This is a genomic window from Armatimonadota bacterium, from assembly GCA_023511795.1.
Taxonomy (GTDB): Bacteria; Armatimonadota; UBA5829; order DTJY01; family DTJY01; genus JAIMAU01.
The window spans coordinates 610,229-623,097 of record JAIMAU010000001.1 but is presented as its reverse complement, the minus strand read 5'-3'; the positions used below and the strand labels follow the sequence as shown (position 1 = coordinate 623,097).

Here is a 12,869-nt window from a genome sequence, read left to right as displayed (position 1 = left end):
AAGAGATAAATTCTCAGTGAATATTTAACAACCAAACGTTTCCCTCAAATAAGCTAAACTTTGCTTTGCAATTGTTATTGGGTCGGGCTTGTAATCGAAAACCTCTACTGAAACATAGCCATTATACCTGATTTCGCGAAGGGCTGACGACACAACGTGAAAATCTGTGTCGCCCATCCCAGGCCCTCGTCCACTTGCGTCATTAGCATGAACATGCATAATATGTTCACCTGCACTACAAACAATCTCCGGTATTGACCGTCCCTCAGAACACATGCTTTTTACATCAACCATTGTGCGAAAGTTAGGCTTACCAACCGCACGAACCATTGCCAGCGCTTCCTCAACTGTGTTTATGAAGTTGGTCTCCCGCGGAGGTAACGCCTCTATGCAAAGGTAGACGTCATTTTCCTGTGCCTTTTCCGCACAATGCGAAAATGTTTCACGTGCATAATTCCAAGCTTGCTCGTAAGTTAGGCTTTCGTGCACGTTCCTCTGCTTTGGCGAGCCAAAAATGAGAACGCGACCGCCGAGATCACTGCACAAGCAAATCAGCGCATCAAGGTAGTCACGCGTTCGCCTACGAACATCTGCATCGGGATGACTGATATGCAATCCTTCTGGTTTCACTAGCAACCAGTGAAGCCCAACGATCTCAACACCAGCATCAGCGGCAGCTCGAACAATCTCTCGGCGTCGTACATCTGTGATCTCGTAAACCGATGACGCGAGAGTGAACGGAGCAATCTCAACGCCATCGTATCCGATTTCGGCAGCAGTAACGAATACTTTCTCTATAGGCCAATTTTCAAAAAGCTCGTTGCAAATCGAAAATTTCATTGGCATCTCCAACTTGGTATGACTCGCATATTATAACAAGTCCACTCCAAAATGACGAGTTTATCGGTTCTTATCAAGTTAAACGAAGACAAAGCAGGAGCGCATGCCACTGGATGCTTTTAGTCCTCTGTCTTGTTTGCAAAAAGACCTTTTTAAAAATTAGTCGCCTACAATATTTTAATCGCCATCGCAGGACATTCGAAGCCGCAATATCCACACAGTATGCACTTCTCCTCATCCACAACTGGCGTTTTCTCACCCATGCGGAGCGCTCCATAACGGCAAGCGGATATGCAAGCCCCACAACCTCGACAGAATGGACGAACATGCCAGCGTCTTTTACGCTGCTTTAGACTCGTTTCGACGGAAGGCGGAACAGCCTCGCCCTTGCACACAGCAACATTGTATATTACTTCTTGGAGGCTATGCATTCCGACGGCGACCGAATCAGCTTCTTCAACGCTAAATGCGAATTCCAAAGCTTCCCTAGCATTCGCATACAGTAGTCCACCGCCAAGCGCCTTCATAATGTAGACACCCTTGCCAGCGCTATGAGCTGCCTTGATGCCATCCAGCATCTCTGCCATTGTTCCCTCTACAACACCCTTAAAACCTCTATTAAAAACCACTAGAACAACATCCAACTCAGGCCAACTAATGATTTCCTCTAGCACGCGGCAGGAATGTGTAGACACACCGATTGCACGAATTAATCCCTTTGATTTAGCCTTAACTAGCTCTTCCCACGCAGGCAATCTACTATTCAAGTCCTCGACGCTATCAACGTTATGAAGCTTGAAAATGTCAAGCCTTGGTACGCCAATTTCTCGAAGTGCAGTATTGATTGATGTGATCATGGAGCTTGCATCCTTTGCCATGGACTTGGCGGCAATTATAGGAGGTAACTCCATATGCTTAAGTGCCTTCTGCATGTGAGGATACGAACCGTAAATTTCTGCGAGGTCAAAAAAATTGATGCCCATTTCTGCCGCGGCAACAAGAAGCTCCGCGCCATCGCTAATTGGCATTTCGTGAAGTTTGAAAGGCAGCGTCCCGAAGGCAAGCCTTGACACCCAGATACCTGTTCTCCCTAATTCGCGGCGTTCCATTTTAATCAGTCCACGGATGAATTACATTAACCGCAAATTTATTAAACACTGGCGGGAGAAAAACCTTCGGGTTTGGTTTAAACCGAGGATTTTACATGCTGTAGAGCCTTAGAAAGATTAGCTTCGGCCTCAGGGTAATTCGGGCGAAGAACCAAAGCTTGGCGATAACCCATAATAGCGGCTTCATACGCCCCCATGCGGAAGTAGCAATTTCCTATGGCAAGGAATGCGGCCGGGTTATTTGGATAACACATCAAGCCATTCTGATAGACATTTATAGCATCCTCATAGCGGCCAGCCGAATACAGAATATCCCCTGCATTAAAATAAGCATTTGCATACCCCGGGTCTATTTCCACAGCATGTGCAAAACAAGCAAGCGCTTCAGAGATTCGCCCTTGTTTCGCGTGACACCGTCCTAAGTTGGTATGCGCCTCGACAAAATCAGGCTGCAATTCAATCGCCCTAGTAAAATGCCGACTAGCATCTTCAAGCTCATTAAGTGCCTCTGCACAAACACCCAGGTTGAAATGAAGCTCAGCGGCTTCGCAATCCAAATCTAGAAGCGAAACATAGAGATTCCTTGCCTCCTTAAATTGACCGCTTGCCTGCAAAACCTGGGCGAAACCCATCACTGCCCGGGCATCACCCGGCGATAATCGAAGCCACTCCTTTCCATGTTTTTCAGCTTGAGCTGTATTTCCCAAACGAAGATAGGCAATGGTTAGGAGTTCATGTGCCTTAGCGTCACCAGGGTTTTCTTTCACCACCAGCTCGGCATATTCAGCAGCCTTCTGGTAATCTTGCAATCCCATGCAAGCACTAGCTATTCCAAAATATGCCTTATATCCAAACGCACCAGGATCGCCTACCCATCTATTACTTTGGCCGAGCTGGACAGCAGATACGAACTCAGTGATTGCTTCTGCATATCTCCCAAGGCCTAGAAGAGCATTCCCCTTCGCAAAATTCAATTCAGGATGACATATGCCTTTATTTTGCGCCCGCTCCAATGCATTTATAGCCTCTTCTGGACTCCCAAGTTCACAAAAGGCATGAGCCATATGTGAATAAGTGGCGGCGGCAAATTCATGACTCCGCGAAATATATTCTTCAGCCTTCTTAAGATATCCAAGCGCCTCCTTATAGTTGCCTTTTGTTATGTAGACAGAAGCTAGATTGTAGAGGCAATATGGGTCATTTGGGTTCTCTGCAAGGTCTGCTTCAAGAAGGCGAACATACCGCTCATGCTTGCAACGTTCCAACATTACAGCAGGCATATAGCCAAAATGGTGGATTACCGCATCGAGATATGCCATTTTCCCACCCGACCGCTCAATAGAAGGGACTATACGTTCATGCACTCGTCCTTCATACCGATATTCGAGCTTGTTGCGGAACAACCGGCAAGTACGATGGATAAACATATCTGGACCTTGATTTTCGGACATATAGTTGTGGAAAAGCAATGCAAACGCATCCGCAACGGGTTCTTTTATTGCCTTAAGAATTACTGGGCCTGCAGATTTATCAAGCTGCTCATCAGCATCCAGTATGAGAATCCACGTTCCATTTGCATAGCTTAATGACTTATTCCGAGCTTCAGCATAGTTATCAGTCCATGGAAAATGATAAACCTTTGCCCCATAAGATTGTGCAATCTCGGGCGTGCGGTCTGTTGACCCGGTATCAACAATGATTATTTCATTCACAATGCCCTTTACACTCCGCAGACAAGAACCGAGATTTGCTTCTTCGTTCTTTACAATCATGCATAGTGAAAGAGTAGGCACTTGTTCGCTAATAGACTGTGCCTTTTTAATAACTGAATTAATCTTGGCAAGGCGCTCATTAATCTCAGTGCGCGTTGGTCCTCCAATACGCCGGTTTAACTTTTTTTCTTTCTTTGTCGAATGTGAAAGTTTCCGAACCAGTTCTTGTACATCTCGAAGCACTCGGACATTTTCTGGATTAGAAGGAGAAAGTTCGACTGCTTGACAAGCATTATCCGCCGCTTCTAATACCCTGCCCTCGCGCGCAAGTAGCACTGCAAGATTTTTATATGTTTCGGGACACTCTGGCGACACCCGAACTGCCTGCCCAAGTATTGTGCGAGCAGCTTTACCGTTGCCCAGGGCACTATATGCGACTGCCAGTGCATTCATAATTTCAACATCTGAGGGCGAACCATTGAGTGCTTTTTCCAAATAGTCGGCCGCCTCGGCCCACCGTTTTTCTCTTAGTGCATCAAGCCCCAACTGTTTCTCATTACCGACTGTCTTGGCTTTTGTAACTCGTAAAGGCATTTTAATATCTCGCCTCCGACACAAAATCAACTATTATGTTGTCATGCCTAACTACGCTGCCTTCCGCAATTCATCTATGCGAACGCATTGGCCAGGGTACTGAAATTGCAAAAATTCATCCAACCTGCCGTTCGACAGTATAATTTGCACATTTCCGCTTTTAGGAAGCTCTTCTGTTATTTCAATGTCAGGAGCTTGACCCTCATCGATACCCAGTTTTGCCAAAAAATCAGCCACCAGTTCGGCTGCCGCACTTGAATCACTTGCTGTGCGTGGTCCAGCATACATGCTAAGAAGCGCATCTTTTTTTGATACATCTGAGCGTAAATATTCTTCAATTACCGGACACCATGTTTCGAACTTATCCCACTCTGGTGCAACAAACCACACAAGAGATGAACTCGAGATTTCCAGTGGGCAACGATGGCGCTCCGGATCGAACGTTTGCTTTAGAAGAAATGACATGTTGTACGGTACACCTAAAGGTAGTTCAGCTGGTATACCCCACTTTGCTTTAAAAAGGTCCCAATTTTTTCGCATAAGCGCATTATGATCAATCTTTTGACCAACAAAAGTTCGACTGCCAGTGTGGTGAATAAAACAGTCCTGCCCTATTACAGAATGATATCCTGCAATTGCGGCACGAATTGAAAAATCATCATCCTCGAAGTTACCTATCCCAAATCTTGGGTCAAAGCCGCCGATTGTTTCGATTACCTCACGTTTTATCAACATACAGAAACCAACAACTCTCGTTATTGGTCTAATCTGCCTATCATGCAAAGCAGCCCACTTCTCGGCGAATTCATCAAGCCCCTTTAGAGTAGACTGGTCATAATCAACGCTCTCGACATGTTGAGAACCTGAGACATTATTGCTCACAGGCCCAACAATACCAATGCGTGGGTCATCATCCGCACATCTAACCAGGCGCTCAAGCCAACCAGGAGTAACTACTGTATCGTTGTTTAGAATAACAACATATGCACCCTCAGAGGCCAAAATACCTGAGTTGTTGCCTGCCGCATAACCAAGATTAGTCTCATGGCGTATGACTTTGATTGCCCTGCAATGTTTTGAATTCCATTTGGTCTTAATCTCATCAAGATACTGCTCTGTGCCATCTGTGGAGCCATTATCCACCACCACAAGCTCATACGGCAGGTTTGTATGTCGCCTTATGCTCTCCAGGCACTTTCTTGTGTCATCGAGCTGGTTATGGACTAGAACTACAATTGCAATCCTTATTTCGCTATTATCCTCAGATAGTTCCAAACCAGCGAATCTTTTATGGATTTGGCGGCATACTTCGTCTCTGTTATATTGGGTAAGCTGGGACTTGTCCCACAGGAATCTCTTATTTTCTCGAGTGATATCGTCATATTGTACATGCCAGTTAGCGGCTTTTTCATTTTCATCAAAGCGGTTTTTCCGTTGGCCGAATATCTTAGTCTCCCCATGTGCTTCGCTTCTAATTGGGTAATGCCTGAGGATAAACGGGATGGGAAACACACGCCTACCTTCGAATTGAACTAGATGGCCACCGGTATGCCAAAGTTTGAAATCCTGGCCCCAATACTTCCAACATCTTGCCTGCATTTTGTCCCACGAAACAGCAGGTGCGGAGTAACCGGTCAAGTATTTGCGGACATCATCTCCAGGCACAAATGAATTATCAGTTGGCTTAAAATCAAAAATTGCAAAATTGATTGTATTGTATCCCAATGCGTCTACACGTTCGATTCCCTCGCGAAGATTCAGGCCAGGCCAGGGCGACTCGCGGAACTCATCTGCATCTGCGTTGATGTACCAACCAGGACCAAATTTTCGAACAAGCTGCTCCTTGCGCATAAGAATATAGCGCAGAGCAAATACATCATTTGGAATGTCGAGACCACTCTCTTCAGGAAACAATTCTATGCCTATAAGACCTTTGCCCAACCATTTTGATGCTTCTTCAACTGTGTTGTCTGTTGAATGATGGTTTAGAAGGTATACTTCAATATCTTGTTCGATTAAATCCCGAATTACATGGTATATAACGTCGCCTTCATTGTAAGCGGCAAGTATTGCAATTATCCTAGGCCTGGCAGACTTGCAGCTCGGATAGTTAGAATCCTCTTGGGCATTGCTAGTTAGCCTTGCTACTCTTTCCGATTGCCCGCAAGCAAGATAAAGGTCCATAAGGTTTTTCCGAACAGTATCATCGGTCCCATCTAGCGCAAGCGATTTCTCAAGGCAATATTGCGCTTTCTCAATTTCGCCTTTTTCGAAGTACAGGACGCCAAGGTCGTTATATGCCTGAGCATCATTCTGATCTGCCATGATATGCTCTTCTAGTAGTGAAACAGCTTCGTGCAACCTACCCACTGAATAAAGCCTTGCTGTTTGAACACCAATAATTGCTCGCTTGGTAGCCTCGAGGTAGCCATGCCCGAAGCGAACATCTGGCTCCAAATGATTACCCTCACCCCATTCATTCCAAGCATTGATAAAGACAATCCGCTGTTCTGGAGGCCTACTGCTCACACGCTCAATTTCAAGTTTTAGCCACTCGCCATATGCCTTAGGCGTAGAATCTCTTAGAATGAAAGCCCCATATTTTCTACGTGGAGTGTTATCCCAAGAAGGCACTACTGTTCGCAAACAGTTGCCTTCCATGCCAGCCATTACACGCCACGCGTCATTGTAATTCAAAATAAGCCCAGGCTCGCCATCACCCTCGCCATATTTATTAAGAACCCCCGGGAGTTCACCCGCTCCATATTTATCCCACAGCTTTCCAAAAGATGGCTGAAATAGTAGCTCAGCATCGAAACCTTGCTTTAACCAGTACCCGTCTACCGTTTTGTCGAGACTGATTCTGATGGCGGTTACATACAAGCCTTGCAACCCAGAACTCCTAGCTAACTGCCGCCACAATGCAAGCGTTTTTTCAACATTTGGGATATCCATGGGTCTGTATATAAGGAATAAGGGCTTCCCATCTACTTTAATGTATCGTGGGTCTCTAAATGCCTTTAGCAACCATTCGAAATGAGCAATATCATCAGCCTCTCCACCATACTCCTGAGGCTGAAGAATTAGGTTTTCATGCCCATCCCAATTTCGCGTCCAATTCTCATTAGCCCACGCAAGACAGAAGGGAAAATCAGGCTCTCCAGACTCAAGCACCTCATTAAATGGTCTCTCTAGCAGCATTTTTCCATTGAACCAATAATGCCAGTAACAAAAGCCTTCTATCCCATATTTTTTTGCCATTTCAGCTTGCGCTTCACGAACTTCAGGGTTACGAAGGTCATAATAACCTAAGTCTGCGGGCACGTGTGGTTGGTAGTGTCCCTTAAATAATGGTTTAGCTTTTTGAACATTATCCCAATCCGTAAAGCCTTTTCCCCACCACTTATCGTTTTCAGGTATGGGATGAAACTGCGGCAAGTAGAAGGCAATTAAACGAACTGGGCATTCAGTCTGTATATGTTTATGTAGGAATTGCTCATTTAGTTTTACATTGTTAACCATTACTGAAAGCCTTCTAGGGTCGCCGTTTATGCCAATCTCGCGAGGGACATAGGACTCATCGCTTATAAATCGAAGAATATGGGGTCCTGTAATACAAGGAAGCAAAATCTCAACTTTTTCTTTCTTATAGGACTTATCAAAGCGAATTTCTTTAATTGTTGCATCGCCTTCGCATATTTTTAGGTTAAATGGGAAGTTTGGATAATGTTTGGAATTCGAACACACAACATCGAATGTGAGGCATAAAGGTGGGAATTTCTTAACGTTGCACACACTCCATCCAACACGCATAACTGCTTCTTCTGCCATCCACCGCACGCCGTATTCCTCATCATAAAAGCCGCTTTCAAATCTAATCACCGGTCTATCGTCCCATGCAGAGATTACTTTCCAACCTTTCTCTAAAAGCCTCATGCATAAGTCAGAATCTGACTTGGAGAATCCACCCACGCCCAAGACCTTTTTTCTATCAAAAATTGCAAAACTGCGTTCAATCCACCCATCTACCAACCTGCCGGCAGCTGCAATTGATTCGTCTTGCGACATAATTTGTAGCGAACGGCTAACGAAATCTGCACATTGCAACTTCTTTCCCCCATCATAATCAATCACCATAACAAACTGTGAATCGCTCTTCTCAAAAAAGGCATTTAGCTGAAAGTCTTTTTCCTCAGGTTCTATGTTTTCAAGAACATGTATGGTGCTATTCCTGAGAATATTGCTCAACCCTTCGCTGAACTCTCTTACATGGCTTGCATTTTTGTCCGCTAGAAGCGCTATATCCAGATAAGGCAGATTTTTGATGCTTTGGATTACTCGTTCTGTTGATCGCCCATCTTGGTAGTTGCCATAAAGAATATTTGTGTACTGCTTCTGCTTTGCGCTGTGTTTTTCGGAATGATTGACAAAAGCGTTCTTTAAAGCAAAAATGAACTCCTCTCGCGTAGTGAACTCCGTTCCCACATCGCGCCAGGCATTGCCAAGCGCCCTTGAATCATACTCCCATATTCCTACTTTCTCAGGGCTCGTATACAAAAGAATTGGGCGATTTAGCACCATGAACTCAAATATTAACGATGAGCCATCAGAAATTAGAATATCCGCATCTGGAAAGAACCGACTAATTGATGCTGTGGGGTCATCAATCAATGAAACAAGATTCGAATCCTGGCATATAGCAAGCCACTGTCTAATCCATCGGCGAAATATTTCGCGGTGTTGAACAACATACGGATGGTCATATTGTAGAATAGCAGGATGCGGTTTGATAATGATTTTACTTTTTGGATATACCGAATGGATAAGATTTGCAAGCTTATCTTCGAAAAACTTAGCCGCGCTGACTTCAGGATTATAGGTTGGAGCAAAAAGAATTGTAGGAGCATCCTTACAAAGTTTGCGCTCGGGAATTTTGAATACGTCGTCTACCCAGGGATTGCCGGTAAGCAAGAAACCTCGTTTCGGTCTAACATCAGCCTTCGTAAAATCGTCCACATCCCAATCGCTGGCGCAAACATAGTCTGCGACGGAGTATTCTTTTTCAGGAGAAGTGTATTTTGTAGCTGGACCATGTCTCATACCTATTAATAAGACATTGTGGGCATCGCAGTACTCACGAAAAAGAGGCAACTGTGAGACATCGGCAGTAATAATAACATCTGGCTGCCAATCCATTATCTCCTTATGACTATAGCTAATAAGTGAATCCTCAAATCCATCAGCGATTGGTTTGAGAGACCGCAATTGGAACGGTAACGTCGCATAACAAGCTACTCTTCTCTCATGCCTTCCTAGAACCTTTTTTTCTACCATTCGCACTTCTCCGTTTTGGTATTCTCAAGCTGCTTTTGCTTGTTCTTCATTCAAATCTGACTTAATCAGGCTTCGTGCGTATGTAAAGTCCTCAATAGTGTTGATATTAACCAACTTATACTTCATATCTTCCTTCTTGAGGTCGGGTGGGACCATTTCCCAAAAGTTGTTCATCTGCTGAACGCCAACAAGAAACATAGCAATTGCTTTCGACTCTATGCCATCTCCTTTAATATGAAACGGCTGAAGGCAATTAAAATGAATTGCCTCAATGAATTTCATGCGCAAATACCAGTTTGGGTCGCTCTCAAAAAACTGTGAAACAATTGTTGGGAAATATTCATTAATCTTTTGAAACTCTCGAAGCGCGGCACAGTTATGAATTTGGAATTCGGCTTCAAAAACATCACCTTGCAGTTGCCAATTCAAATCAAACATGTATTCATATATAAAGTCGTAAAGACCTTGAAAATCATGGAAAAGCTTAGATATATCGTACATGGGGTCTCCGGCACAGAAACCCTTCGGGTCTACCAGGCGAAAACCGCAAGGCGTCTGCGACGTGTCAATCAGCAGGTTGTCGAAATGTGGATCGCCGTGAATCATGCACAGATACGGCGGTTGAAGAGTGCTCACCAATTTTACACGAGTTCTAATCTTTTCGATTATGTCAAACGGATTCTCATACTCCAAGCCGTTAATTATGTAATGCTTTGCCCCAAAAACCTGCTTTAATATTGGAGCTCGCTTTAAAGCCATTTCACGGCGAACATCAACCCTATTAAAGTGCACAGAAGCAGTGTAGCTTGCCGGGGCATCGATACGACGCAGCACGTAGACCTTTTCAACTAGGAATTTAACTATTCTAGTAAGAACTTCTACTGCATCAAGTGCGGTAAACTGGCCTGAAAGAATAAGCTTCTTAAGCGAAGGCTGAGGATAATGTGGCATCGTATACCAAACAACTGGTCCTTCGACGCTGTAATCCAAAAGCTCTGTAAAATAGGGCCGAAGGTCTTCAGGCAAATCACGGAGATAATATATCTCGTTTATTAGCCTTTCCGTATCCTTCGCGCTTTCCTTCCTTATTATATTGTCCTCCTCGGTCACTAATACGTCAGAAAATGAACCTCCATCGAGAAAGATATCCCCTGTTTTTCGCTCAACCCTTGCTTTCTCCATATTGATAGCAAGAATTGGTCTTTTCTTGCACAATTCATTCAAAAGAACATGCATTTCGGTTGTGCGGAATGTATCCTGATTGGCAAGATACTTGTAGTAATCAAAGTCGGCCGAACTAATATGAGTAATCCCGCTGTGGATTTGCCAAGGGAATAAGGGTGAAATATAGCGTCCGATTTGAACGACTCGACCATCTTTAACATTCACACGGCTACCTGGCTCCAGCTTAGATTCGGCAGTGTAGGTAATAACAAAAGACCTGTCCCCCATTTTGAGAATTTCCTCGAGCACACGATCCTCGAAATAAATATCCGCATCCATGACAAGAACAGGTCCATGAGGGACTCTTTCAAGACCTATACGGAGGGAATAAGGAGGCTGGGTGGTGGCATAATCCTCGTTCACCAAGATATCCGGAACAATCCGGCGCACTTGTTCATGGCGATAACCAGCAACTACCACGATATTATCAAAGTTAAAGCGTAGGAGCTTCTCAATGGTGTACTCTAGAAGCGTTTTACCATTAAATGGAATAAGGCATTTGGGCAACTTTTCTGTCATTGAGCCAAGCCTTGTTCCCATTCCTGCCGCGAGCAACACCACGCTTCTCATTGGCTACTCCTTTACTTCCTGAAATTTAGAACACCACATATTCAATCGCAGTAACAAGCGATATTTCTAAAAAATAAAACGGTTTATCCGCAAAATTAATTCTGCCGCCTCACGCCCAGCACCCGAGCCACCGGCACGGCGAAGCCGAAACCTCGCCACTCGACGCACTTGCTGCGATGCATTTGCAGGCGCCATTGAATATCTAACAAGCTTCATGGCTTCAAGATCCCTCAGGTCATCTCCCACAAAAGCCGCCGATTTGCCATCATATCCCTTCTTGTCCAATAACTCTGCTACGGTTTCTGCCTTGTCAGCTGTGCAATAGAAAGGCAGGCTTTGATGTTCCGCCCAATTTCTATTAACGCGCTCATCGGCGGAAATTATAATGACCTCCACCCCATTTTGGGTTAACATTCGCAAGCCTGTGCTATCTTGGTCGTGAAAAAGCTTAGAAACTGTGCCGTCTTCGTGATAGAACTTTGTTCCATCCGTAAGGACGCCGTCCACATCGAAGAAAGCAATTTTTATAGGTTTGTAATCAGAATGCCGCCTAATATCCATTTGCCTGGAGAATATCTCCCCACATACTTATTAGTTACCGTTCTTAATGCAAGCAGCACCTTTCGATAGCATTCAGAGCACTGAATATACAGCAATTACTATGCCAGGGAATTGTAGGGCATCATTTGCCTAAACGACATTGAACTTATGGAATTTGGCTACTGGCAAGACATTTGAAAATACCGCTAAAGTTACACCGCCAGACGGTCGAAAAGTAATGCGGAGGTAACGCAAAGTGATTCAGGGTTTATATGCATCTGCGTCAGCAATGATAGCGCAACTGGACCAACAAGATATTATCTCAAACAACTTAGCAAACGTAAGCACTCCAGGATTCAAACGCACGCGGGTTTCATTTTCCAATTTTATAGCTGAACTCTCAAACGCTCATGGTGCTGAGTCTCGACCATCTGCCACCCAAGTCAAATGTGTAATCCCAATACTTAACACCAAGCAAGACGAAACCATTGGTCAGATGATTGACACGGAATCTAAGACTAACTTGGCAATTGATGGCCCTGGTTTTTTCGTAGTTAGTACACCCACCGGCGAAATTATTACAAGAAGTGGAAATTTCAAGCTCAATCAGGCCGGGCAGTTGGTTACACAAGAAGGAAACCTCGTTCTTGGCGAAAATGGGCCGATAACAATAACCAGTGATAATTGGTCGGTGGAACCCGAAGGGAACGTGAAAGTTAGCGGCACAATTGTTAACAAGCTTCGCATTCACACCGATAGTTCAAATACCCCGGGAAAAGTTATACAGGGAAGTTTAGAAGGTTCGAATGTTAACGTCGTACTTGAGATGGTCTCTATGATTAGCGCGTTACGAACATACGAAGCAAATCAAAAAGTCATCCAATCGATAGACCAAACACTCGACAAAGTCATCAACCAAATGCCTAGAACAGTTTAGGAGGATTGA

Annotated in this window: 7 protein-coding genes; 1 reads left to right on the top strand and 6 read right to left on the bottom strand. The window is 44.5% G+C overall.

Translation table 11 applies throughout. The annotated features are described in order from the left end of the window. Positions 1-24 precede the first annotated feature (24 nt). The 6 genes from K6T99_02685 to K6T99_02660 all read right to left on the bottom strand — a co-directional run bounded on the left by K6T99_02685 (position 25) and on the right by K6T99_02660 (position 11,944). Positions 25-846, bottom strand: a complete 822-nt coding sequence (locus K6T99_02685; GenBank protein ID MCL6518717.1) for a sugar phosphate isomerase/epimerase — start codon at positions 844-846, stop codon at positions 25-27. Between the two features lie 161 nt (positions 847-1,007). Beyond that, the gene (locus K6T99_02680) at positions 1,008-1,949 is read right to left on the bottom strand and encodes an aldo/keto reductase (protein MCL6518716.1); all 942 of its coding nucleotides are present in this window, start codon (positions 1,947-1,949) and stop codon (positions 1,008-1,010) included. 77 nt (positions 1,950-2,026) lie between these two features. Next, positions 2,027-4,255 carry a tetratricopeptide repeat protein gene (locus K6T99_02675; GenBank protein MCL6518715.1) on the bottom strand — a complete coding sequence of 743 codons (2,229 nt, stop codon included), beginning with the start codon at positions 4,253-4,255 and terminating at the stop codon, positions 2,027-2,029. A gap of 51 nt (positions 4,256-4,306) precedes the next feature. Further along, complete coding sequence (locus K6T99_02670) at positions 4,307-9,589, bottom strand: glycoside hydrolase family 99-like domain-containing protein (GenBank protein MCL6518714.1); 5,283 nt, start codon at positions 9,587-9,589, stop codon at positions 4,307-4,309. A 24-nt stretch (positions 9,590-9,613) separates the two neighbouring features. Then, on the bottom strand, positions 9,614-11,383 hold the full coding sequence (locus K6T99_02665) for an NTP transferase domain-containing protein (GenBank protein MCL6518713.1): 1,770 nt from the start codon (positions 11,381-11,383) through the stop codon (positions 9,614-9,616). 66 nt (positions 11,384-11,449) lie between these two features. After that, on the bottom strand, positions 11,450-11,944 hold the full coding sequence (locus K6T99_02660) for an HAD hydrolase family protein (GenBank protein MCL6518712.1): 495 nt from the start codon (positions 11,942-11,944) through the stop codon (positions 11,450-11,452). A 235-nt stretch (positions 11,945-12,179) separates the two neighbouring features. Between K6T99_02660 and K6T99_02655 the strand changes: the two genes are divergently transcribed. Then, positions 12,180-12,860 carry a flagellar hook-basal body protein gene (locus tag K6T99_02655; protein ID MCL6518711.1) on the top strand — a complete coding sequence of 227 codons (681 nt, stop codon included), beginning with the start codon at positions 12,180-12,182 and terminating at the stop codon, positions 12,858-12,860. Positions 12,861-12,869 lie beyond the last annotated feature (9 nt).

Bases quoted from the DNA above. Each gene is read 5' to 3' on its own strand.
- K6T99_02660 (MCL6518712.1), bottom strand. From the start codon at position 11,944: ATGGATATTAGGCGGCATTCTGATTACAAACCTATAAAAATTGCTTTC.
- K6T99_02685 (MCL6518717.1), bottom strand. From the start codon at position 846: ATGCCAATGAAATTTTCGATTTGCAACGAGCTTTTTGAAAATTGGCCT.
- K6T99_02665 (MCL6518713.1), bottom strand. From the start codon at position 11,383: ATGAGAAGCGTGGTGTTGCTCGCGGCAGGAATGGGAACAAGGCTTGGC.
- K6T99_02670 (MCL6518714.1), bottom strand. From the start codon at position 9,589: ATGGTAGAAAAAAAGGTTCTAGGAAGGCATGAGAGAAGAGTAGCTTGT.
- K6T99_02680 (MCL6518716.1), bottom strand. From the start codon at position 1,949: ATGGAACGCCGCGAATTAGGGAGAACAGGTATCTGGGTGTCAAGGCTT.
- K6T99_02675 (MCL6518715.1), bottom strand. From the start codon at position 4,255: ATGCCTTTACGAGTTACAAAAGCCAAGACAGTCGGTAATGAGAAACAG.